Genomic DNA, 23,078 nt, shown 5'->3' with positions numbered 1-23,078 from the left:
TGCGTTCTTTGGTGCGCGTATAACACTGCGCTGGTGCATGATTCGAATGGGCCGCGACCCACGCACCGATGAGGGGAGCGTGGGCCGCGGCACCGAAGCCGGATCAGGCGAGGCCGGCGAAGAATCGGCGGATGTCGCCGACCAGCACCTCGGGCGCCTCGTGCGCGGCGTAGTGTCCGGCCGCGTCGTTCGCGCCGCCCGTCGCGGCGGCGGTGTCGTAGGAATTCCAGCTGACGATATTGCTGTGATCGCGCTCGGCGAACCGGCGGATCGACTGGAAGTCACCGGCGAACATGGCCAGCCCGGTCGGCACCGTGGTCGGCTCGGTCGGGTGCTCGGTGGCGTGGGCGTCCTCGTAGTAGAACCGCAGCGACGAGCCCGAGGTGCCGGTGAGCCAGTACAGGGCGATGTTCGCGACGACGAACCGCGCGTCGATCGACTCGCCGAACAGCTGCGCGTTCCAGCCGAGCAGCCCGACCGGCGAATCCGCCAGGGCGTAGGCCGGGGTCTGCGGCTGCTGGCTGTGCAGGGTGTTGAAGGCCATCTTGTTCTCGTGGAACCACTGCAGGTGCGCCAGCGCGGCCATATCCGCCTCCGAGAGGCCCTCGAACTCGGCCGGATCGCCGGACGGGAACGAGTACAGCTGGGTGACGTGCACGCCCAGCACCTGCTCGGGCGCGATCCGGCCGAGCTCGGGGGAGACCATCGAGCCGCCGTCGTTGCCGATGGCGCCGTAGCGCTCGTAGCCGAGGCGCGCCATCAGCTCGGCCCAGGCGCGGGCGGTGCGGTAGCGGTTCCAGCCGGTGCTGCGGGTCGGGCCGGAGAAGCCGAAGCCCGGCAGCGACGGGATGACCAGGTGGAAGGCCGGATCCGCGGCTGATTCCGGCTCGGTGAGCGGGGTGATCACGTCGAGGTACTCGAGGATCGAGCCCGGCCAGCCGTGGGTGAGGATCACCGGCGTCGCGTCGGCCCGCGAGGACCGGATGTGCAGGAAGTGGATGTTCTCGCCCTCGATCTCGGTGGTGAACTGCGGGTACGCATTCAGCTCGGATTCCAGTGCGCGCCAGTCGAACTCCTCGAGCCAGTACTCGGCGAGGGCGCGGACGCGGTTGGCCGGGACGCCGTAGGCGTCACCGACGCCGGGCAGCTCGTCCGGGAAGTGGGCGCCACGCAGGCGGGCGGCGAGGTCGTCGAGCTTCGCCTGGGGCACGTCGATGCGGAAGGGGGTGATGGTGGCCGTGGCGGTCATGTCGACTCCTTGTTTTCGAAACGGAATGCTTCGTTCTGTTCCAAACGTAGCAGAACGGATCATTCCGTTTCAAGTGGTATTCTGGGATTCATGCCGAACCAGACCGAAACCGCAGCTCAGCCCCGCCTGTCCGGCCGTAAGGCACAGGCCGCGCGCAACGACGGACTCATCCTCGACGCCGCCCGCGCCGTCTTCCTGGACGATCCGACCGCGCCGATCGCGGCCGTCGCCGACCGCGCTGGCGTCGGCATCAGCGCCCTCTACCGCCGCTATCCGAGCAAGGAGGTGCTGCTGCGCACGCTGTGCCACGAGGGGCTGCGCCGGTTCAACGCCGAAGCCGATGCGGCACTGGCGGATCCGGACGGCTGGCGCGGCTTCGTCGGCTTCCTGGAACGGGTGGTCGAGGCCGACGTGCACTCGCTGACGGTGAAGCTCGCCGGCACCTTCACCCCCGACGATTCGATGCTGCCCGACGTCATCCACGCGGGTGAGGCGGGCGCGGAGCTGGTGCGCAGGGCACACGCGAGTGGCCGGTTGCGGGCCGATTTCGATCCGCAGGACGTCGGGCTGTTGCTGGAGGCGTGCGCCGCGGTGACCATGCCCGATCCGGTGCGCACCGCGCAGCTGCGCCAGCGGGTGCTGGCCCTGCTGCTCGACGGCATGACGGCCGAGGGCGACCTGCCCGGCCCGCCGCCCGCCGAGGGCGAATACGCCTGGCGCTGGGAGCGCAGGCCGTGAACAGCCTGTTCAGCCCGCGTCGAGCCGGTGCCGATGGCAGACTCGGCACCACTGCGTGACCGAACCACTCCTCGGGAGGCACTCCGTGAACTGGACCCTGGAAGTCGTCATCGTCCCGGTCTCCGATATCGACCGGGCCAAGGACTTCTACGCGAATCAGCTCGGCTTCGTCGTCGACCACGACACCGTGATCTCCGACGACGTGCGCATCGTGCAGCTCACCCCGCCGGGCTCGGGCTGCTCGATCGTCATCGGCAAGGGCGCGGTGCCCGAGATGCCGCCCGGTTCGCTGAAGGGGCTCCAGCTGGTGGTGCCCGACATCGAGCGGGCGCACGCCGAATTGGTGGCCCGTGGGGTCGAGGTCACCGAGGTGCAGTCGCTCGGTCAGAACCCGAGGCCGACACCGCATCCGCTCGACAATGTCGGCTTCGTCTTCTTCAGCGATCCCGACGGCAACGGCTGGGCCGTCCAGCAGATCTCGGCGCGGGCCGAGAAATCCTCGAGCTGATCCGAACCCTGTCGGGCGACCCGTGCGGCCGGGCACCATGCACGAATGCTGTTGGCGAGCCCCACCGAAACCGACGAGCGACGGATCCCGCTGTACCGCCGCTCCGGCTTCCTGCGCGCGCTCTCGCCGGTCGTGCTGCTGCTGATCTGGCAGATCGGCAGCACCAGCGGCTGGATTCCGGCCAAGAAGCTGCCCGCCCCCTCGGTCGTCTTCGACGCGGGGCTGGAGACCTTCCGCTCGGGTCAGCTCGGGGAAGCGCTGCTGGTCTCCGGCCAGCGCGCGCTCTACGGCTTCGTGCTCGGCGCGGTGCTGGCGCTGGCCCTCGGCGTGCTGGCCGGGCTGAGCAAGATCGGTGAGTACGCGGTCGATCCGCCGTTGCAGATGATCCGCACGATCCCGCTGTTCGGCCTGATCCCGCTGTTCATCATCTGGTTCGGCATCGGTGAGGAACCGAAGGTCTACCTGATCGCCCTCGGTGTGTTCTTCCCGCTGTATCTCAACACCTTCGCCGGCATCCGCCAGCTCGACCCCAAGCTGCTCGAGCTCGGCAGCGCCCTGCGACTCGGCGTGGTCGAACGGCTGCGGTTGCTGATCCTGCCCGGCGCGCTGCCGCAGATCCTGGTCGGCGTGCGGCAGAGCCTCGGCATCGCCTGGCTCTCGCTGATCGTCGCCGAACAGATCAATGCCAGCGCGGGTCTCGGCTTCGTCGTCAACAACGCCCGCGAATTCCTGCGCACCGACATCGTGGTGTTCGGCCTGGTGATCTACAGCCTGCTCGGCCTGGCCACCGACTCCATCGTGCGCCTGCTCGAACGCCGCGCCCTGCGCTGGCGCCCGGCGGTCCATCGCTGATGTCCGCCCCCGCTCCCCGCGCCGATCGCCGGACCCACCCCGTCTCGGCCCTCGGCAGGCCCGCCACCCGCCGCCGCTCTACCGCGAGGATCCCGTCATGACCGCCGCCGCAGTCACACCCATCTCGGCCAAGGCCGCCGACCGTACCCCCGCCACCCGAATCGCCGGTCTGGGCAAGAAATTCGGTGACCGGACCGTGCTGGACGGGATCGACCTCGAGATCGGTGCGGGTGAGATCGTCGCGCTGGTCGGGCGCAGCGGCTCGGGCAAGTCCACGCTGCTGCGCATCCTCGGTGGGCTCGATACCGCCGGTCGCGGTGCGGTTTCCGGCGCGGGCAGGCCGACGATCGTGTTCCAGGAACCGCGCTTGATCCCATGGCAGCCGGTGGTCCGCAATGTCGCGCTGGGCAGGCCGAAGCCGCGCAACCGGCGCGCGGACGAGCGGGCCGCGCGCGATCTGCTCGCCGAGGTCGGCCTGGCCGGGCGCGCCGATGCCTGGCCGCTCACCCTGTCCGGCGGCGAGGCCCAGCGCGCGGCGCTGGCCCGCGCGCTGGTGGCCGAGCCGACCCTGCTGCTGCTCGACGAGCCCTTCGGCGCCCTCGACGCGCTCACCCGCCTGACCATGCACGAGCTGCTGCTCGGCCTGCACGCCCAGCACGCGTTCGGTGTGCTGCTGGTGACCCACGATGTGCTCGAGGCCATCACCCTGGCCGACCGCGTCCTGGTCCTCGACGAGGGCCGCATCGCCGCCGAGGTGGCCATCGAGCTGCCGCGACCGCGCACCGCGGCCGCGCCGGAGGTCGCCGAGTACGCGACGCGCCTGCTGGCCCTGCTCGGCGTCACCCACTGAGATTTCCACCCCCGCACGAAAGTTGTTCCCGTGAAACGCACTCCGAAGTCCCGCCTGGCCGGGCTCGCCCTCGCCGTCGTCGCCGCGCTCTCGCTGAGCGCCTGCGGGGACGACGCGGCGACCGACGCCGTGCCGTCGGGCCCGGTCGACCTGAGCACCGTCACACTGAAAGTCGGTGACCAGAAGGCGATTTCGATCGAAGTGCTGTTGAAGGCCTCCGGTCAGCTGGAGAACCTGCCCTACAAGATCGAGTTCTCCACCTTCACCGCGGGCTTGCCGCTGGTCGAGGCGGCCAGTGCCGGTGGCATCGACATCGCGCAGACGGGCAATACCCCGGTGATCTTCGGTGCGGCGTCCGATGCCGATATCAAGATCGTCGGCGCGCTCTCGGCAACCGGCAAGGGCGACGCGATCCTGGTCGGCAAGGACTCCTCGATCGGCTCCGTCGCGGCGCTGAAGGGCAAGAAGGTCGCCGTCTACAAGGGCAGCTCGGCCAACGCCAATCTGCTGCTGCAGCTGCGGAAGGCGGGCCTGTCGCTCGGCGACATCGAGCCGGTCTACCTGGCGCCCGCCGACGGCTACACCGCGCTGACCCGCGGCGACGTCGACGCCTGGGCCACCTGGGATCCCTACACCGCGATCGCCGAGAAGGAGATCGGCGCCAAGCCGATCGCCACCGCCGATCAGGCCGCCAACGGCTACAACTTCTGGGCTGCGGGCAAGCACGCCGTGGCCGACGCGGGTAAGTCGGCCGCGATCGCGGACTTCTTCCAGCGCTACGCCGCCGCCACCAAGTGGTCCTCGGACAATCTCGACACCTGGTCGACCAAGTACGCCGAACTCACCCAGATCAGCGTCGACGCGTCCCGCACCACCTGGACCCGCTCGATCAAGGAGCCGATCAAGCTCACTGACCAGGTGATCGCGTCCGAGCAGGAGATCGCCGACGCCTTCACCGCGGCCAAGGCCATCCCGGGCAAGGTCGACTTCGCGTCCTTCGTCGACACCAGATTCGACAAGGCGTAGTCGCCACCGCGCCGCTACGCTTTTCCGAACGCCAAGGCGACGTTGTGCCCGCCGAAGCCGAACGAGTTGTTGAGCGCGTAGTCGATGCGCTGCGGGCGGGCCGTGCCCGCGACGATGTCGAGCTCGACCGCCGGGTCGGGGTGGTCGAAATTCAGTGTGGGCGGGACGATCTGCTCGCGCAGGCTCAGGACCGTGAGCACCGACTCCAGCGCGCCCACCGCGCCGATCGAATGACCGAGCGCCGATTTCGGCGCGTACACCGAGGCGTCGGGGGTGACCGCGGTGATGGCCGTGGCTTCGGAGGCGTCGCCGACCGAGGTCGACGTCGCGTGCGCGTTCACGTGATCGATGTCGGAATCCCGCAGGCCCGCGGTCCGAATCGCCTTGCGCATCGCGCGCGCCGCCCCGGCCCCGGCCGGATCCGAGGCCACGATGTGGAAGGCGTCGGAGGTGATGCCCGCGCCGAGCACCCTGGCGTGGATCCGCGCCCCACGGGCTCGCGCGTGCTGTTCGGATTCGAGCACGAGCAGCGCGCCCGCCTCGCCGAAGACGAAGCCGTCGCGGTCGCGATCGAACGGACGCGAGGCGCGGTCCGGCTCGTCGTTGCGGGTGCTCATCGCCCGCATCATGGCGAAACCCGCGATGGGAACGGGGTCGATATGGCCCTCGACCCCACCGGTGACCACCACGTCGGCCTCGCCGGTACTGATCAGCCGCCACGCGTGCGCGATCGCCTCCGACCCCGACGAGCAGGCCGAGACCGGCGCGAAAACGCCGCCCTGCGCACCGATCTCGAGTCCCACGGTGGCCGCGGGGCCGTTGGGCATCACCATCGGGACGGCCAGCGGCGAGACCTTGCGGTAGCCGCCCGCCCGCATCGCGTCGACGGCGTCGATCAGCGCGTCACCGCCGCCGAGCCCGGTGCCGATGGCCACGGACAGCCGCTCGGGGTCGACCTCCGGCGCGCCCGCCGCCTGCCAGACCTGTCGGCCGAGGACCAAGGCCATCCGCTCGACGTAGGAGTGCCTGCGCTGTTCGATCCGGGTGAGCTCGGCGTCGGGCGCGGTGACCAGCGGTCCGCCGATCCGGACCGGTAGGTCGTGCTCGGCGAGGAATTCCGGTGCCAGCGCGCGGATTCCGCTCTCCCCGCGCAGCAGGCGCGACCAGGTCTCGTCCATGGTGTCGGCGAGGGCGGTGGTCGCCGCGTACGCGGTCACCACGACGCCGACCCGAGTTTCTGAAGCGATCGGTACAGTCACGCCGTCATGAATACCTGTAGCAGTCGCTACAGTCAACCCATGGCCCGTCCCCTCGACCACCGCAAACGCGCCGACCTGCTGGCCGGCGTCGTGGCGTACATCGCCGCGCACGGCCTGGCCGAGCTGTCGCTGCGCCCGCTGGCGGCCGCGCTCGGCACCAGCTCGCGCATGCTCATCTACTACTTCGACACCAAGGAGGAACTGCTGGTCCAGGCACTGGCGACGCAGCGCCCCGACCTGGCCGCGGTCTTCGCCGACGTCACCGAGGTGACGCGGCTGCGCGCCCGGCTCCTCGGCTTCTTCGACCTGAACACCGACGGCGCCGAGGCCGACAGCGTGCGGGTGCTGCTCCAGGTGCTCGGCGCGGCGTGCGCGCCGGAATCGCCGTATCAGGACTACGCGAACGCGGCCATCGCCACCTTCGTCGCCGAACTCGCCGCCGCGCTGCGCCGGTCCGGCCTGGCGGGCGATCCCGAGGTGGTCGCCACCCTGCTCGTCTCGGGACTGCGCGGCATCATTCAGGACCGGGTGATCACCGGCGACCGGGAGCGCACCGGCCGGGCCGCGCGCACCCTCGTCGACGCGGTGCTGCCCGAACGCTGAGCGTGCGCTGCGCCGCCGCGCTCGCTCCGGCCGGAACCGGAGCCGACTCGGTAGGTTGAGCAGCGGATCGAGCGCCACGGATCCGGAAACCGGTCACGACCAGGAATCGGCGGTGAGGCGGCATGGTGAGCGAGACGACGAAGACCTACGGTGCCATCCGGTGGGTGATGCTCGGGGTGCTGTGCGCCAGCCTGTTGCTGGTCGCGATGGACGCCACCATTCTCAATGTCGCGCTGCCCTCGCTCATCGACGATCTCCAGGTGGGTCCGCTCGAGCAGCTGTGGATCATCGACATCTACGGCCTGGTGCTCGGCGGCCTGCTCATCACCACGGGCGCGCTCGGTGACCGAGTGGGCCGAAAGCTGTTGTTCATCAGTGGTTTCGTGCTCTTCGGCATCGCCTCGGTGGTCGCGGCGACCGCGGGCAGCGCGGCCCAGCTGATCGGCGGCCGGGTGCTGCTCGGGATCGGTGGCGCGATGGTGATGCCATCGACGCTGTCGCTGATCCGCAATATCTTCACCGACCCGCGCGAGCGCACGATGGCCATCGGGATCTGGGCCGCGGTCGCCGGCGTCGGCGCCACGGTCGGGCCGATCATCGGCGGTTTCCTGGTCGAGCACTTCGGCTGGTCCTCGGCGTTCTGGCTGAATGTGCCGGTGGTCCTGGTGACGGTGGTGGTCGGACTGTGGGTGCTGCCGGAATACCGGGCGCCGCAGGCGGGCAGCCTCGACTGGTTCGCGGCGGCGCTGTCGATGATCGGCATCGTGTGCCTGGCCTGGGGCATCAAGCATCTCGCGAAAGGTGAAGCGGGGCCGGTCGACTGGGTGATCCTGCTCGTCGGCATCGGCGCGATGTACTGGTTCGTCCGCCGCCAGCTCACCGCCGACGACCCGCTGCTGGACGTGCGCCTGTTCCGCAACGGCGCGTTCACCGCGGCCGCCGTCGCGACCCTGCTGGCCATGATGGCCATCGGCGCGGCCATGTTCCTGGTCTCGCTGTGGCTGCAATACGTCCACGGCTACAGCCCGTCGCAGGCCGGCATCCGGATGCTGCCCGCGGCCCTCACGCTGCTCACCGCCTCGCTGCTGACGCCGATGCTCATGGACAAGTTCGGCGTCCGCGCGGTGCTCGGGGTCGGCCTCGGCGCGGTGTCGCTGGGGTTCCTGCTGCTGGCGGTGAGCCCGGAGCCGACGACCTATCCGGTGGTCGCGCTGGTGCTCGTCTCGTTCGGGCTCGGTGACGGCATGGCGGTGACCGCGGCGGCGGCCGTCCTCGTCGGCGCCGTGCCCGCCGATCGGGCCGGTCAGGCGGGTGCGGTCGAGGAGACCAACTACGAGGTCGGGGTGGGTTTCGGCGTCGCGCTGCTCGGCAGTCTGCACGCCAGGATCTTCAGTCAGCACATGGCGAACCCGCCGGTCCCGGCCGACAAGGTGGAGCAGGCCAGCGGCTCGGTCGGCGGCGCCTACGAGGTGGCCACCGAGCTGCCCGAACCCGCGCACACCCAGCTCGTCGACGCCGCGAGCCATGCGTTCGACACCGCGCTCACCACGACCTCGTACATCTCCGCGGTGGTCGTCGCGCTGGTCGCGGTCGGCGCGGTGTGGCTGGTCCCGCGGGGGTTCCGGGTCACCGGCGGGCACTGACCATTGACGCAACCAGTTGGTTGCCATACTCTGAGTTGCAACCAACTGGTTGCTACTGACGAGGAGAACATCATGGGATTCCCTGATCAGATCGTGCGAACCGTCGAGCTCGCCCATCCGCCCGCCAAGGTGTGGGCGGCGCTCACCACCGCCGAAGGGCTGGCGAGCTGGTTCGGCAACACCGCCACCATCGACCTGCGCCCGGGTGGGGAAGCCAAGATGACCTGGAAGGAAGGTCACGTGGCCAATATGCGGGTCGAGCGGGTCGAGGAGCCGAACGTCTTCGGCTACACCTGGCAGATCTACGGCCTGCCCGATGACGACCCGCGGCGCACCTACGTGGAGTTCACCCTCGAACCGGTCGGCGCGGGCACCAGGCTGACCGTGATCGAGGCCGGCTTCGCTCAGCTGCCCGACGCGCAGTACAAGGAGGCGTTCGAGGGCAACACCGGTGGCTGGAAGAGCGAGCTGGGCGAGCTCGTCGAGTACCTCGATGCGGCCTGAGCTGGAGGCCACCGCCGAACGGGTCTTCGTCGCGCTGGCCGATCCGAGCAGGCGGTCGGTCCTGGCCGCCCTCGCCGCGGACGGGCCGTCGACCGTGACCGACCTCGCCGATCGCCTGCCGATCACGCGGCAGGCGATCGCCAAACACCTCGCCCTGCTGGCAGACGCGGGCCTGGTGATCGCGGAACCCGGCGAACGGCGGCGCGTGCGCTATCGCCTCGATTCCGCACCCATGCGAGTGGCCCAACAGTTCCTGGCCGCGCTGGCGCGCGACTGGGACGGCCCACTGGACGCGCTCCGCCGTCACCTGGACGGCTGAGCCGAAAGGAAAAGCAATGAGCGACACCGATTTCACCGTCACCATCACCGTCGACAAGACCCCCGACGAGGCCTTCGCCGCCGTCAACGATGTCTGGTCCTGGTGGTCGGAGACCATCGAGGGCAGCACCGGCACCGTCGGCGACAGCTACCTGTTCGAGGTTCCCGGCATCCACCGCTGCACCATGACCACCACCGAGTCCGTGCCCGGCCGACGCCTGGTCTGGCACGTGACCGACTCGCACCTCGCGTTCATCGCCGACACCACCGAATGGGAGGACACCGACGTCGTCTTCGATATCACCGAAGGCGCCGACGGCACCGAAATCCGTTTCACCCATCGGGGTCTGGTGCCCGCGGGCGAATGCTACGAGGTGTGTTCCAACGCCTGGGGCGCCTACATCACCACGAGCCTGCGCGGCCTGCTCACCACCGGCCAGGGCGATCCGTTCCGCCGCACCAGCACCGCGGAATCGGAACTGCGCAAGCACGGCAACGACGACCTGGTGAACCTGGACGCCCTGCGCTGATCAGCCGCGCGGCGCGATGAGCAGGGTTTGCGTGCTGCGTCCGATCGGGCCGGTCTCGTCGAACAACGCCGATTCGGCGAGGCCGATGCCGTGCGGCTGCGGATGGGTCACCGCGTCCAGGCACACCCATTCGCCGACCGGCTGCCGGTGCAGGGTGACCGTGAGGTCGGTGTTGATGAACAGGTACTTCGCCCAGTCGAGCACCGAACTCACCCCATTGCCCGAGTCGGCCGCGGCCAGCGTTCGCTCCAGCGGGCTCGGTGTGGTGCCCGCGACGATCGGGTACTTCAACCGGATCCAGCACACCGCGGGCCCCGGTCGCCCGAAAGAGCCTGCGGCGAAACGGTATTCGATGCCGGTGTGGAATCCGATCGCCTGATCGGAGGGGAACACCTCGGGTTCGGTCGCCGTCGGCAGCGGACGCGTGCCGCTCGGCAGGAATTCGACCGGCAGATCGAGCGCGGGCTCACTGCGCTTGAGCCGCCACGCGTTGGCCTGCATCACCGGCCCCCGCTCCGACGACAACATCGCCTGGATGAGCTCCACGCTCCGCCCCGACCGCACCACCTCGGCGGTCGCGGTCAGCGGCGCGAGCGGCACCGGCCCGAGGATCTCCACCGCGACCCGCCCCACCTGGAACCCCTCGCGCGGCTCGCACCGCTCGATCACATGTCCGAGCAGCGCCGACGGAGGGCCGGCGTGCTGCGCGTCCGGCGACCAGGGGCCGCGGGTGAGCTCGGTCGACTCGAACCGGTTCGGGTCCGCGGGATCGGGAAGATAGAACGCATCGGCCATATTGCCGACGCTACCGCAGGCTACTGCCCGCCTCCGGCGGAGCCGGTGGTCAGGGCGGTGAGGAGATCGAGGAGGGGGCGGATGGGGCAGGGATTGATGTCCGTCGAGGTGCAGCCGAGGGACGCGGAGCCGGAGTCGGCGACGGGGGTCGCGGCCTGGGCGGTGCCGAGCGGGGCGGCGAGGGACAGGGCGGCGGCCGCGGCGGCGCCGGCGACGAAGCGTTTCGTGCGAGCTTGCATGTCAGTACCCTACTGACCGGGGCGCACGGGGAAAGCCCCCGAAATCCTGGGCTCGCTCAGTGCCCGGTCAGCCCCGCCTCGTGAGCGAGGATGGCGGCCTGGACCCGGTTGGTCAGGCCGAGGCGGCGCAGGATGCCGCTGACGTGGGCCTTCACCGTGGACTCCGCGACGAACAGTTCGGCGGCGATGTCCTGGTTGGCCAGCCCCCGGCCGACGCCCGCCAGGACCGCCCGCTCCCGGTCGGTGAGTTCGGCGATCCGGGCCCGAGCCGCGGTCTTGGTCGCGAAACCGCCACCGTCCCAGCGCGCGATCACCTTCTTCGCGATACGCGGTGACAGGTAGGCGCCGCCGTCGGCGACCGCGTGCACGGCGAGCAGCAGTTCGCGCGGATCGGCGGCTTTGAGCAGGAAACCGGCCGCGCCCGCGTCGAGCGCCGCCGTCACGTAGTCGTCCTCGTCGAAGGTGGTGAGGACGACGACGGCGATCTCGGGTGCCACCGCCTGGATCGCCGCGGCGGCCGCGAGTCCGTCCATGCGCGGCATCCGCACATCCATCAGCACGACATCGGGTCGGTGCGCGATGGTCAGGTCGACGGCTTCTCGGCCGTCGGCGGCCTCGGCGACAACCTCGATCCCCTGGTCGGTGCTGAGGATCGAGCGGATCCCGGCGCGGATCATCGCCTCGTCGTCGGCGAGCAGGACCCGGATCACGTTGTCGCCGTGGGAAATCGAGCGCGCACCACGAACATGGCACCCTCGACGCCCGCCGTCATCGTGCCACCGGCGAGGCGCGCGCGTGCACGCAGGCCGTCGAGTCCGCTGCCGTCGCCCGCGTCCTTCCGGTCGGGTCGTGCGGGCGAGCCACCGCCGCCGCGCGATGGATGCCGGGTGATGTTGTCGCGCAGGGGATTGGCGATGGTGACTGTCGCTCGCGCCGATGTCTGTTCGAGGGTGACCGTCACCGGGGCACCGGGTGAGTGGCGCGCCGAGTTGGTGAGGGATTCCTGGACCACCCGGTAGATCGCGCGGTCGAGCAAGGGCGGCAACGGTTCACCGTCGTTCGGCAGATGTAGCTCGACCGCCATTCCCGCGTCGATCGCGCGCTGCACCAAGACGACGACGGGTTCGTCGTGGGGTGCGGACGGCGCGGTGCCGTCCCGCAAGACCGCGACGGTGCCGCGCAGCCGATCGGTCGCCGCCACCGCCGCGGCCCGCAGGCGTTGCGCGGCAGCCCGATTCGGCTCGGTGAGATCGGTGGACAGTTCGAGCGCCCCGGCTTGGAGGGCGATGAGGGCGAGGTCGTGCCCGAGCGAGTCGTGCATGTCGGCGGCGATCGCGGCGCGCTCGCGCAGGGCGACACGCTCGGCGATCAGAGCTTGTTCCTGCTCGAGCTGGGCCACCCGGTCCCGGCCCGCCACGATCAGCGCGGCCTGCTGCCGCCGGAATCGTCCGGCCAGCCACGGCAGCACGACGAACACGGTCTGGCTCAGGATCGCCCCGAGCCCGATCGAGAAGTCCACCGCGCAGTAGCCGAGGCCGGGCGCCGCGACCACGGCCTGCACCAGCCAGCCCCGCGCGACCGGCACCCGGCGGCCGTACAGGTACGCGGCGACCGCGAGCCCGGCGAACACGGCCTGCCGCCAGGCGGGCAGCGCGTCGAGGAAGAACCCGTTGAGCGCGCACACGCCCGCGAGCAGCGCGAGTCCGGCGTAATTCCTCATCGGCTCGAGCTTAGTGAGCGCAGCCGCGACAGCCGGGCGATCAGGACCGCTGATCCGGCGAACGCGCAGGTCAGCAGGGTTATGGTGAGCGGTGCGGGGAAATAGGTGAGTTGCGCCCAGGTGACGGTCCGCCCGTTCAACAGCACCGACATCGCCTGGGGACAGCTCGCGAACAGCGCGATCGGCAGGGCGGCGGGCACGCAGCGCAGCACGATCCACCACCACCGGCCGCCCCCACGCCGTTCGGCCCAGCGCCGGGAGCGGACCACGCCGGCGACGCCCAGTCCGAGCGCGCCCGCCATGACCACCGCGAGCGCGGCCTCGATGCGCAGCCTGGCGTCGACGAGCGGTTCGGGCGGCTCGCCCCGGCCCAGCGCGACCAGGCCGGTGAGGATCGCATAGGTGTCGTCGTGGAGGGCGGCGCTGTTGGCCAGGACCGCGAAGCCGTAGCCGGTGGCCGGGTCGAGCGCGGCCGCCGAGGTGTAGGTGAACAGATTGCCGGAGTGGGTCAGCAGCGGCGCGCCGTGCTCGGTGTCGAGGCCCCAGCCCATGCCGTAATCGCGCACCGGGGTCGGCGCGTGCATCAGAGCCAGGCTGTCGGCGCCGACCAGCGGTGGGCCGTCGCCGGATTGGGCGATGAGCCACCGGCCCATATCCGCCGCCGAGGTGACCACCCCGCCGCTGCCGCTGTCGTCGAGGAAGCCCCGCAGTTCGGCGCGGGCGGTCCAGTGGCCGAACAGGGAGTTGAAACCGGCGGTGGGAGTGATGATGTCGTCGCCGAGGGCGCTGTCCGGCATGCCGAGCGGGTCGAAGATCTGCTGCCGCAGGAACTCTCCGAAATTCGACCCGCTCGCCACCTCGACCAGCCGCGCCGCGAGGTTGTAGTTGACGTTCGTGTACGCCCATCGGGTGCCCGGTTCGGCGGCGAGCCGGGCGGTCCGCAGCGTCGCGGTGTAGTGCTCCAGCGAATCGGCGGACTCCGTCGCGCGGATGTCGACGGTCCGATCGGCGAACCCGGAGGTCTGATTCAGCAACTGCCGCACCGTGATCCGATCCGAGCGCGCGTCGGCGGTGCGGAACCCGGGCAGCTGCTCGGTCACGGGCCGGTCGAGCCCGATCGCTCCGTCCTCGACCAGCATCATCACCGCCGTCGCGGTGAACGCCTTGGTCAGCGAGGCGATCCGCATCGGCGTGCGCGCGGTGATCGCCGCCCCGGTGGAGGCCCGCCCGTAGCCCGCCGCGTGCACGATCTCCCCGTTCCGGGTGATCACCGCCGACAGTCCCGGCAGTCCGGTATCGCGCATCGAGTTGGCGAGATAGTCGTCGAAAGCAGTGGCGGACACAGTGATCCGTTCCGGCTCTGCCCCCGCTACGGCTGGCACGACAAGCCCGACGACCGCCCCGGCGACCACCGCCAACACCCTCGCTCTGCTTCCCATGCCACGAACCTAGGTATCCGGCCCACCCCGGCGAATCCGCCGAACGGCGCTGTCACCCCCTACGAAAGTCGATAGGACGGCACCTGCCCGTCAGGTCGCGCCGGGCGCGGGTAGCCGCGCCGCTATCGCATGCGGACCACCGAGCCCCTCGAATACGGTCGCCTTGTGGTGTGGTTCAGTCTGCTCTTCCTGCCGCTGGTGCTCTGGCCGCTGATCGCCGCGACCCGGCGGGGCCTGCTGATCGGGCTCGGGGTGCTCGGCGCGCTCGCGTTCGCGCAGTACGCGGTGATCAGCCGGTGGGTCTTCTACGAGGGACAGGCCACGATGCTGGCCGCCCTGGTGTGCCTGACGATCGCCGTGCTGGTGGCGGGTCCGTCGGTCGAGGACGAGGTGGAAGACGAGGCACCGGCCACTGCGACCCGTCGGCGAATCAGCTACGTGATCAGCAATGTCTGCTGCGTCGTGGTGGTGCTGGCGATGGTGTACATCGTCCCGATGTTCACCCTCATGGGCCGCTGGTCCTGGATACCGCCCGCCGACGCGATCCAGCCGCTGCCCGCCGAACTCTCCGTGCGCTCGACCGCGCCGGGCTACTGCGCCTCCCTCTCGTCGAACAGCAGCTGCACCCGCGAATTCGCCATCGGCGCCACCGACGCGACCTCCGCCCAGATCACCGACCGCCTCCGCGGCCACTTCACCGACACCCGCTCCTGCGCCTTCGAACACAACCGCGGAACCACCCCCACCGACGGCTACTGGTGGGGCGAGTGCCCCATCGAAGGCTGGCCCCTGGACCGCCACGAAACCAGCATCAGCCTCAGGGAGCTTCCCGACGGCACCGTTTCCCTGACCCTCTACTACCTCGACGACTGGTGAGCCTTCACGCCCCGGACCCGGGTCAGGTCGAGGGTGTGATGTCGACGCACCAGGCCGCTCCGGTGTCGACGGTGGTGACCCCGGCCTGGTCGAAGTCGAGTTCGGCCAGGTCGACCGCGCACCAGACCGGGCTGTCGTAGAAGCGGACGAGATAGCGGCGGTGGTCGGCGGCGAGGGTGGCGATGACCGACCATTCCGTGTATTCGATCGAGTCGGGGCCGCTGTCGCCGGCGCGGACGAAGCCCTTGGGGATGTCGAAGCTGTCCAGGATGTGGGCGGCGACGATGGCGGAGCCGGGTGCGTCGGGGGCCGGTTCGGCGGCCTGGGTGAGGGCGACCGCGCGGACGAAGCGGGAGGGCGGGGTGAAATCGCCGGGGAGGCCGAGCATTCCGCTGCCCTGGCCGAGGGCGCTCACGTCGTATCCCGACAGCGGCAGGTCGGGGACATTGACGGCGGAGAGATTGACGTAATTGCCGGTGTTGAGCAGGTGCCATTCGAACGGGGGCGAATTCGTCAGGACCGACAGCGGATTGTCGTGCAACCGGAGTTCGCCGTCGATGTATTCGGCGACCAGCGAATTGCCGCTCGCGTCGTGCAGTGTGTAATGCAGTTCGATGGGCTGCCCGGTGCCGGGATCGGGCTGGCCCCACACCAGCACCCGTTCCAGGGCGGCCGCCGCCTCGCTCACCGACGCGCAGGTGGACAGCAGGTAGTTGCCGACATCGTGGATCTGCGACATCGACTCGGATTCGCGGCCGACCGGCACCGCTTGGTATTCGGTGAAGTTCGGCAGGTACAGCGCGCCGAAATACAGACCGGCTTCGTTCACGCCGTCGAGCAGGCAGTCGCGGTCCAGCAGATTCATGCCGACGGTGCCGTAGGAGCCGCGCCAGGAATAGCCGGGAGCGTCGGGGTCGGGGCTCTTGGCCTGGTAGGACATGCCCCGGGGGAAGACGAGCAAGCGCGATTCGAGGTCGAAGGCGAATTCCATGGTCCGTCCGGCGGTGACCGAACCGTCCGCGGCGGTGACGGTGAACGAAGTGCACATGCGAGTGATCCCTTTCCGGTCGGTGCAGAAAAGGCTGCGCACAGGTGCTCTGTGCCGGAACAATGCTAGCCCCGGAAAGGGCCGGGACCGGCGCGGCGCAGCCGTGCCGGTCCCGGGGACCTCGGAATCAGACGACGGGCAGGTAGACCTTGTTGCCCTGGTCGGCGAACTCGGCCGACTTCTCGGCCATGCCCGCCTCGATGGCGGCCACGTCGGTCAGACCCTGCTTCTCGGCGTACTCGCGCACGTCGGCGGAGATCCGCATGGAGCAGAACTTCGGACCGCACATGGAGCAGAAGTGCGCGGTCTTGGCGGGCTCGGCGGGCAGCGTCTCGTCGTGGTATTCGCGGGCGGTGTCCGGGTCCAGCGAGAGCGCGAACTGGTCGTGCCAGCGGAATTCGAAACGCGCCTTGGACAATTCGTTGTCGCGGTCCTGCGCGTGCGGGTGCCCCTTGGCGAGGTCGGCGGCGTGGGCGGCGATCTTGTAGGTGATCACGCCGACCTTGACGTCGTCGCGGTTGGGCAGGCCCAGATGCTCCTTGGGCGTGACGTAGCAGAGCATCGCGGTGCCCGCCTGGGCGATGATCGCGGCGCCGATGGCCGAGGTGATGTGGTCGTAGGCGGGCGCGATATCGGTGGCCAGCGGGCCGAGGGTGTAGAACGGCGCCTCTTCGCACAGCTCTTCCTCGAGCTTCACGTTCTCGACGATCTTGTGCATCGGCACGTGGCCGGGGCCTTCGATCATCACCTGCACGCCATAGGATTTCGCGATCTTGGTGAGCTCGCCGAGGGTGCGCAGCTCGGCGAACTGGGCCTCGTCGTTGGCGTCGGCGATGGAGCCGGGACGCAGACCGTCGCCGAGGGAGAAGGTGACGTCGTACTTCGCGAGGATCTCGCAGAGCTCACGGAAGTGCGTGTACAGGAACGATTCCTGGTGATGGGCCAGACACCACGCGGCCATGATCGAACCACCGCGCGAGACGATGCCGGTGACCCGCTTGGCGGTCAGCGGGATGTAGCGCAGCAGCACACCCGCGTGCACGGTCATGTAGTCGACGCCCTGCTCGCACTGCTCGATCACGGTGTCGCGGTACATCTCCCAGGTGAGCTTGGTGGGATCACCGTTCACCTTCTCCAGCGCCTGGTAGATCGGCACGGTGCCGATCGGGACGGGGGAGTTGCGCAGGATCCACTCGCGGGTCTCGTGGATGTTCTTGCCGGTCGACAGGTCCATGATGGTGTCGGCGCCCCAGCGCGAGGCCCACACCATCTTCTCGACCTCTTCGGCGATCGACGACGTCACCGCCGAGTTGCCGATATTGGCGTTGATCTTCACCAGGAACTTCTTGCCGATGATGGTCGGCTCCAGCTCCGGGTGCTTGTGGTTGGCCGGGATCACCGCGCGACCGGCGGCGACCTCGTCGCGCACCAGTTCCGGCGAGACACCCTCGCGGGCGGCGATGAAACGCATCTCCGCGGTGATGATGCCCTGGCGGGCCCAGGCGAGCTGGGTCGGCGGGCCGTCGACGGCGGGCTCGGCCCACTCGTCGCGCAGCTTCGGCAGTCCGGCCTCGAGGTCGATCACCGCGTTGTCGTCGGTGTACGGGCCGGAGGTGTCGAAGACGTCGAAGTGCTCGCCGTTGGTGAGGTTGATCCGGCGCACCGGGATGCGCAGGCCGTCGACCTCCTGGTAGTGCTTGACGCTGCCCTGGATCGGTCCGGTGGTGACGGTGTCGACCGCCCCGGTCGAAGACGTGGCTGTGCCCATGGTGATTCCTCCCTACGCCGGCATTACCCGGTCAGGTTCATACGGTCGACGGCCCTGATCGCCCGAGAAATGGGCTAGCCGTCCTCTCAGCCCGCTGGTGCGAGCCCCCGTTGGCGTGTGTGAAATTTTCCGGGCCGACGATACCCGCCATGGTGCGCGGCCCGCTCGGGAAGTCCCGCGCGGGCCGCGCTCGGCTCAGACCGAGACCGGGGTGGGCTCGGGCCGGTCGACCTTGTCGACGGTGGGCTCGTCGGCCTCGTGCAGCCCGAACCGGTCGTGCAGCCGCACCAGCGGCTTGGGCGCCCACCAGTTCCAGGTGCCCATCATCCGCATCAGGGCGGGCGCGAGCAGGCCGCGGATGACGGTGGCGTCGCTGATCACGGCCAGCGCGCAGCCCAGACCGAACAGCTTCATCATCGACACGCCGGAGGTCGCCACGCCGAGGAACACGATGCTCATGAGCAGCGCGGCGGCGGTGAAGATGCGGCCGGTGCGGGCCACACCCATGGCGACGGCCTCGGTATTGCCCTCGGTCGTCTTGGGCCCGGCCAGCCATTCCTCCCGGATCCGGGACAGCAGGAACACCTCGTAGTCCATCGAGGCGCCGAACGCCAGGCTGAACATCAGGATCGGCATGGCCAGGTTGAGCGTGCCGGTGGAGGTGAAACCGAGCAGCCCCGACAGGTTGCCCTCCTGGAAGATCCACACCATCGCGCCGAACGTCGCCGCCAGCGACAGGATGTTCAGCGCCAGCGCCTTCACCGGGAGCACCACGCTGCCGGTGAACAGGAACAGCAGCACCAGGGTGGTGATCGCGATCAGCGCGCCGGCCAGCGGCAGCTTGCCGGTGATCGCGGTGACGGAGTCCTGATTGAGCGCGGCGGGACCGGTGACCAGGGCCTCCGACGGTGCGGGGACGGCCCGGATCGCGTCGAGCTGGATCCGGCCCGCGTCGGAATAGGGATCGAGCGTGGTCGCGACCGACAGGTACGCGCCCGCCGACGGGTCCGACATCTCCGGCACGCCCGAGGCCACCCGCCAGCCGTTGCGATAGACGGCGGCGCTGCTGAGCACGGCGGGCACGTCCGGCACCTTGGACAGGGCGAGGGCATAGCCGTCCAGCTCGGCGGGGGTGCCGCGGAACTCCGGCAGCACGATGGTCGCGCTCGCGGCCATGTCGGCGTCGAACTCGGTGCGCAGCACGTCACCGACCTCGCGACTGGCCACGCCGGTGGGCAGCGACCGGTCGTCGGGGTAGCCGAACTGGACGCCGAGGAACGGCGACCCGAGCAGCAGCAGGAACGCGGTGGTCGCCAGCGCGATCGGCAGCGGCCGCTTCATCACGGCGGTGACCAGGCGATACCAGAACGTCTGCTGGGGCAGCTTGTCCACGCGCGGCGGCCGCCGGAACAGCCTGCGCAGCGGTGCGCGCAGGTCGATCGCGTCGATCCGGTCACCGACCAGGATGAGCAGCGCGGGCAGCACGATCACCGCGGCGGCGGTGGCGGCGGCGACCACCGCGATACCCGCGTACGCGAACGACTTGAAGAAGTACTGCGGGAACACCAGCAGCGCCGACAGCGACAGCGCGACGACCAGCGCCGAGTAGACCACCGTGCGGCCCGCGGTCTGGATCGCCCGCTGCACCGCGGCGGCCGGGGTGGCGCCCGCGGTCAGCTCCTCGCGGTACCGGCTGACGATGAACAGGCTGTAGTCGATCGCCAGCGCCAGTCCGAGCGCGGTGGTCATGTTCAGCGCGAAGATCGACACGTCGGTGACGGCGGTCAGCACGCGCAGGATGCCCAGCGCCGCCGCGATGGCGAACAGACCGATCGCGATGGGCAGCGCCGCGGCCACGACACTGCCGAACACCAGGGCCAGCAGCAGGCCCGTCACCGGGATGGCGACGGCCTCGGCGATCACCAGGTCCTTGCTGATCTGGGTGTTGATATCGGAGAACGAGGCGGCGAGCCCGCCCGCTTCGACCGTCACCGGCCCGCTGTCGACCCGGAGTTCCTCGCTGAGCTTGCCCGCGCGGTCCGGCAGCTGGGCGTCGTCGCCCTCGATGCTGGCCAGGATGAGCGCCCGCTTGCCGTCCTTGCTGCGCAGCGCCTGCTGGAGATCGGGGCGCGAGGTCCAGTACGACTGCACCCCGCTGACGATGTCGGAGTGGCCGCGCAGCTGGGCGATCGCGGTGTCCGCGGCGGCGCGCGCGGCCGGCGAATCGGCGCCGTCCTCGGCGGTCACCAGCAGCACGTAGTTCGGCTCGGAGCCGGGGAAATGGTCGCTCAGGTACTGGCTCGCCTGCACCGAGTCGAGATCATCGGTGACGAATCCGCCCGACTTCATGTGCGAGTGCACGGTGGCGCCGATGGCGCCGCTCAGGATCATCAGCAACAGGGCGACCGCGACGACCAGTCGTGGTCGGGCCACGGCGGCGCGGGCGATTCTCGTCAACATCGTCGAGCTCTCTGCTAGGGATCGTCGGAAGTCACCGTATCCCGCAAAGAAATATGCTCGATACCACCCCAAGGTGGAGGTTGTACCACTACCATCTCCGCCCCTGGGCGGTTGTCGAGTACCTGCCCGCTGCTCGCTACGGTGTGGACGAACCGCCGAACAGGGCCTGCCGCAACAGGGCGAAGACGTCCTGGATCACGTATCGCGGGCGGGCAGGATTCGTCCACTGACCTCGCCGAGGCCGATGCGGCGGCCCGCGGTGCCCGGCGCGGTTGCGGTGATCGTGACGGTGTCACCGTCGGCGAGGAAGGTCCGCGATTCGTCGCCGACGGCGATGGGTTGCGCACCGCCCCAGGACAATTCGATGAACGACCCGCGCTGATCGGTCTCCGGTCCGGAGATCGTGCCGGAGGCGTAGAGGTCACCGGGCCGGATCGAGGCGCCGTTGGCGGTGAGATGGGCGAGCATCTGCGCCGGTGACCAGTACATCCGCGCATAGGGCGGGTGCGCGACCACCTCGCCGTTCCAGCTGACGGCCAGGTCGATGTCGAGGCCGTGCTCGTCGCTGCCCCGCAGGTAGGGCAGGGGTGGCGGGTCCTGTGGCGGCAGCGGGACGCGGGCATCGGCGAGCGCGGCGAGCGGGGTGATCCACGCCGAGAGCGACGTGCTGAACGACTTGCCGAGGAACGGGCCGAGTGGCTGGTACTCCCAAGCCTGGATGTCACGGGCCGACCAGTCGTTGACCAGGGCGACGCCGAAGACGTGGTCGCTGAATTCGTCGACGCGCACCGGAACACCGAGCGGTGACCCGGTGCCGACCACGAAGCCCAGCTCGGCCTCGATATCCAGCCGCCGCGACGGCCCGAAATCCGTTGTGGCCGAATCGGTGCGGCGCTGGCCGAGCGGCCGGATGATCGGCGTCCCCGACACCACGACGGTGCCGGCCCGGCCGTGGTAACCCACCGGCAGATGCCGCCAATTCGGCAGCAGCGGTTCGCTGTCCGGCCGGAACAGCCTGCCGAGATTGGTGGCGTGGTCGATGCTCGCGTAGAAGTCGACGTAGTCGCCGATGTGGACCGGCAGTGCCATCTCCACGCCGTTGACCGGGTGCACCGCCTCGATCGGCAGCTCGGTGTCGGCCAGCTCCCGCAGCCGGTCACGCACGGTCCGCCAGTGGTCGGGCCCGGCGGCCAGGAAGGCGTTCATGGACGGCTGGGCGAAGACCGGATCGCCGAGCAGCGCGACGAGGTCGAGCACGGTATCGCCCAGCCGGGCGCCGACCCGGAAGCCGCCCCCTGGCGGCGCGAAGACGCCGTAGGGCAGGTTCTCCGGCCCGAACAGCGAGTCCGGCGCCACCTCCACCCGCAGCAGCCGCCCGCTCATCGCAGCCCCGGTCCGCGGCCCGACCAGGTCCAGGCGTAGGCCGGGTCCTCGCAGGCCAGCGCGCCCTCCCCGAGCTGTAGTGGTCGGAAGGTATCGACCATCACCGCCAGTTCGTCGAAGAACTCGGCGCCGATACTGCGTTCGTAGGCACCGGGCTGCGGGCCGTGCGCGTAACCGCCGGGGTGCACCGACACCGAACCCTGGGTGATCCCGGAACCCCTGCGCGCCTCGTAGTTTCCGCCGCAATAGAACATGATCTCGTCGGAGTCGACATTGGAGTGGTAGTACGGCACCGGAATCGACAGCGGGTGATAGTCCACCTTGCGCGGCACGAAATTGCAGACCACGAAGTTGATCCCCTCGAACGCCTGATGCGCTGGCGGCGGCTGATGCACCCGGCCGGTGATCGGTTCGAAGTCGGCGATGTTGAAGGTGTACGGATACAGGCAGCCGTCCCAGCCGACCACATCGAACGGGTGCGTCGCGTAGATCATCCTGGTGCCGACCACCTCCGCGCCCGGCCGGTGCTTGACCAGCACCTCCACCTCCGTGCCGGTGGCCAGCAGTGGTTCGGCGGGACCGTGCAGGTCACGTTCGCAGTAGGGCGAATTCTCCAGCAGCTGGCCGAATTTCGAGAGATAGCGCTTGGGCGGGGTGAGGTGGCTGGACGCCTCGATCACATACGCGCGCAACGGTTCCTCGCCCGTGGGCAGCCAGCGATGGGTGGTCGCGCGCGGCATGATCAGCTGATCGCCCTGCCGGACCGGGACCGCGCCGAACACGCTCTCGACCGCGGCCGCACCCGATTCCACGTAGACCAGCTCGTCGCCGATGGCATTGCGGTACAGCGGGGACGCGCCCTTGGCGACCACGTACGAGATGCGCACGTCGGCATTGGCCAGCAGCAGCCTGCGGCCGGTCACCGGGTCGGTCCTGGCGGGGGTGTCGCCGGGGAACAGCGCCGGCAGGCGCAGATGACGGTGGCGCAGTGGGTGATTCGGCGTCAGCGACTGATCGGGGAGCTGCCACACGGTCGAGTCGACGATCGCGGGCGGCAGGCCACGGTGGTAGAGCAGCGAGGAGTCACCGGAGAAGCCCTCCTCGCCCATCAGCTCCTCGTAATAGAGGTTGCCGCTCCCATCCCGATGCTGTGTATGCCGCTTCGGTGGCACAGACCCGAGCTGCCGATAGAACGCCACAAGCACACCTCCCGCTACGTCGCAGGTCGGATGATCCTGTCATCCACGGTACCGCTCGGGCGACACGAGAC

At 69.7% G+C, this 23,078-nt stretch carries 23 protein-coding genes and 1 riboswitch; of the genes, 11 read left to right on the top strand and 12 right to left on the bottom strand.

The genetic code is table 11. The features are described from left to right. Positions 1 to 103: 103 nt before the first annotated feature. Entirely contained in the window at positions 104 to 1,249 is a 1,146-nt protein-coding gene (locus AB0L91_RS09915) for an epoxide hydrolase family protein (RefSeq protein ID WP_365008736.1), read from the bottom strand. A gap of 90 nt (positions 1,250 to 1,339) precedes the next feature. On the opposite strand from AB0L91_RS09915, the gene AB0L91_RS09910 reads away from it, so the two are divergent. From AB0L91_RS09910 to AB0L91_RS09890, 5 genes are all read left to right on the top strand, one after another. Then, positions 1,340 to 1,987 (top strand): helix-turn-helix domain-containing protein, encoded by a 648-nt coding sequence (locus AB0L91_RS09910; protein WP_365008734.1) that lies wholly within the window; start codon positions 1,340 to 1,342, stop codon positions 1,985 to 1,987. A gap of 85 nt (positions 1,988 to 2,072) precedes the next feature. After that, complete coding sequence (locus AB0L91_RS09905; RefSeq protein ID WP_355274459.1) at positions 2,073 to 2,495, top strand: VOC family protein; 423 nt, start codon at positions 2,073 to 2,075, stop codon at positions 2,493 to 2,495. A gap of 45 nt (positions 2,496 to 2,540) precedes the next feature. Beyond that, positions 2,541 to 3,347, top strand: a complete 807-nt coding sequence (locus tag AB0L91_RS09900) for an ABC transporter permease (RefSeq protein WP_365008731.1) — start codon at positions 2,541 to 2,543, stop codon at positions 3,345 to 3,347. 97 nt (positions 3,348 to 3,444) lie between these two features. Continuing rightward, positions 3,445 to 4,197, top strand: a complete 753-nt coding sequence (locus tag AB0L91_RS09895; protein WP_365008730.1) for an ABC transporter ATP-binding protein — start codon at positions 3,445 to 3,447, stop codon at positions 4,195 to 4,197. Positions 4,198 to 4,227: 30 nt separating this feature from the next. Next, positions 4,228 to 5,223, top strand: coding sequence for an ABC transporter substrate-binding protein (locus AB0L91_RS09890; protein WP_365008728.1), 996 nt, complete (start codon positions 4,228 to 4,230; stop codon positions 5,221 to 5,223). A 14-nt stretch (positions 5,224 to 5,237) separates the two neighbouring features. Here AB0L91_RS09890 and AB0L91_RS09885 read toward each other — a convergent pair whose 3' ends face one another. Continuing rightward, positions 5,238 to 6,482, bottom strand: coding sequence for a KasA/KasB family beta-ketoacyl-ACP synthase (locus AB0L91_RS09885; protein ID WP_365008726.1), 1,245 nt, complete (start codon positions 6,480 to 6,482; stop codon positions 5,238 to 5,240). 39 nt (positions 6,483 to 6,521) lie between these two features. Here AB0L91_RS09885 and AB0L91_RS09880 point away from each other — a divergent pair, with 39 nt between their 5' ends. From AB0L91_RS09880 to AB0L91_RS09860, 5 genes are all read left to right on the top strand, one after another. Beyond that, entirely contained in the window at positions 6,522 to 7,085 is a 564-nt protein-coding gene (locus AB0L91_RS09880) for a TetR/AcrR family transcriptional regulator (RefSeq protein ID WP_365008723.1), read from the top strand. Positions 7,086 to 7,207: 122 nt separating this feature from the next. Beyond that, positions 7,208 to 8,728, top strand: a complete 1,521-nt coding sequence (locus AB0L91_RS09875; RefSeq protein ID WP_365008721.1) for an MFS transporter — start codon at positions 7,208 to 7,210, stop codon at positions 8,726 to 8,728. 72 nt (positions 8,729 to 8,800) lie between these two features. After that, positions 8,801 to 9,232: an SRPBCC domain-containing protein gene (locus AB0L91_RS09870; RefSeq protein ID WP_357342326.1), complete on the top strand. Its 432-nt coding sequence runs from the start codon at positions 8,801 to 8,803 to the stop codon at positions 9,230 to 9,232. Further along, entirely contained in the window at positions 9,222 to 9,551 is a 330-nt protein-coding gene (locus AB0L91_RS09865) for a metalloregulator ArsR/SmtB family transcription factor (RefSeq protein ID WP_365008719.1), read from the top strand. Before AB0L91_RS09870 ends, AB0L91_RS09865 begins: the two co-directional genes overlap by 11 nt. Before the next feature lie 16 nt (positions 9,552 to 9,567). Beyond that, positions 9,568 to 10,080, top strand: a complete 513-nt coding sequence (locus AB0L91_RS09860) for an SRPBCC domain-containing protein (protein ID WP_357342328.1) — start codon at positions 9,568 to 9,570, stop codon at positions 10,078 to 10,080. Here the strand turns inward: AB0L91_RS09860 and AB0L91_RS09855 are convergent, their stop codons facing one another. From AB0L91_RS09855 to AB0L91_RS09835, 5 genes are read right to left on the bottom strand one after another with little or no spacing between them, the layout of a single operon-like run. Further along, positions 10,081 to 10,875, bottom strand: a complete 795-nt coding sequence (locus AB0L91_RS09855) for a thioesterase family protein (protein WP_365008716.1) — start codon at positions 10,873 to 10,875, stop codon at positions 10,081 to 10,083. A gap of 20 nt (positions 10,876 to 10,895) precedes the next feature. Further along, positions 10,896 to 11,114 carry a hypothetical protein gene (locus AB0L91_RS09850; RefSeq protein WP_355274430.1) on the bottom strand — a complete coding sequence of 73 codons (219 nt, stop codon included), beginning with the start codon at positions 11,112 to 11,114 and terminating at the stop codon, positions 10,896 to 10,898. Between the two features lie 56 nt (positions 11,115 to 11,170). Further along, positions 11,171 to 11,824, bottom strand: coding sequence for a response regulator transcription factor (locus AB0L91_RS09845; RefSeq protein ID WP_365008714.1), 654 nt, complete (start codon positions 11,822 to 11,824; stop codon positions 11,171 to 11,173). After that, positions 11,821 to 12,834 carry a histidine kinase gene (locus AB0L91_RS09840; protein ID WP_365008712.1) on the bottom strand — a complete coding sequence of 338 codons (1,014 nt, stop codon included), beginning with the start codon at positions 12,832 to 12,834 and terminating at the stop codon, positions 11,821 to 11,823. The genes AB0L91_RS09845 and AB0L91_RS09840 overlap by 4 nt, the downstream gene beginning before the upstream one ends. Further along, complete coding sequence (locus AB0L91_RS09835) at positions 12,831 to 14,177, bottom strand: serine hydrolase domain-containing protein (protein ID WP_365008709.1); 1,347 nt, start codon at positions 14,175 to 14,177, stop codon at positions 12,831 to 12,833. The genes AB0L91_RS09840 and AB0L91_RS09835 overlap by 4 nt, the downstream gene beginning before the upstream one ends. 261 nt (positions 14,178 to 14,438) lie before the next feature. Between AB0L91_RS09835 and AB0L91_RS09830 the strand changes: the two genes are divergently transcribed. Beyond that, positions 14,439 to 15,149: a hypothetical protein gene (locus AB0L91_RS09830; RefSeq protein WP_357342336.1), complete on the top strand. Its 711-nt coding sequence runs from the start codon at positions 14,439 to 14,441 to the stop codon at positions 15,147 to 15,149. A gap of 22 nt (positions 15,150 to 15,171) precedes the next feature. Here AB0L91_RS09830 and AB0L91_RS09825 read toward each other — a convergent pair whose 3' ends face one another. From AB0L91_RS09825 to AB0L91_RS09805, 5 genes are all read right to left on the bottom strand, one after another. Further along, the gene (locus AB0L91_RS09825; protein ID WP_365008706.1) at positions 15,172 to 16,197 is read right to left on the bottom strand and encodes a choloylglycine hydrolase family protein; all 1,026 of its coding nucleotides are present in this window, start codon (positions 16,195 to 16,197) and stop codon (positions 15,172 to 15,174) included. A gap of 127 nt (positions 16,198 to 16,324) precedes the next feature. Further along, complete coding sequence (gene thiC, locus AB0L91_RS09820) at positions 16,325 to 17,965, bottom strand: phosphomethylpyrimidine synthase ThiC (RefSeq protein ID WP_365008704.1); 1,641 nt, start codon at positions 17,963 to 17,965, stop codon at positions 16,325 to 16,327. Further along, positions 17,958 to 18,086, bottom strand: a riboswitch (TPP riboswitch). Its footprint overlaps the gene before it by 8 nt. Before the next feature lie 74 nt (positions 18,087 to 18,160). Then, positions 18,161 to 20,425 (bottom strand): MMPL family transporter, encoded by a 2,265-nt coding sequence (locus AB0L91_RS09815; RefSeq protein WP_365008702.1) that lies wholly within the window; start codon positions 20,423 to 20,425, stop codon positions 18,161 to 18,163. Between the two features lie 195 nt (positions 20,426 to 20,620). Further along, positions 20,621 to 21,808, bottom strand: coding sequence for a fumarylacetoacetase (fahA, locus tag AB0L91_RS09810; protein ID WP_365008700.1), 1,188 nt, complete (start codon positions 21,806 to 21,808; stop codon positions 20,621 to 20,623). Beyond that, positions 21,805 to 23,007 carry a homogentisate 1,2-dioxygenase domain-containing protein gene (locus AB0L91_RS09805; protein WP_365008698.1) on the bottom strand — a complete coding sequence of 401 codons (1,203 nt, stop codon included), beginning with the start codon at positions 23,005 to 23,007 and terminating at the stop codon, positions 21,805 to 21,807. The genes fahA and AB0L91_RS09805 overlap by 4 nt, the downstream gene beginning before the upstream one ends. Positions 23,008 to 23,078 lie beyond the last annotated feature (71 nt).

The sequence above is a fragment of the Nocardia sp. NPDC051833 genome, assembly GCF_040681225.1.
Taxonomy (GTDB): Bacteria; Actinomycetota; Actinomycetes; order Mycobacteriales; family Mycobacteriaceae; genus Nocardia.
The sequence above is the reverse complement of the archived record's forward strand: the minus strand, read 5'-3'. Positions and strand labels throughout refer to the sequence as shown.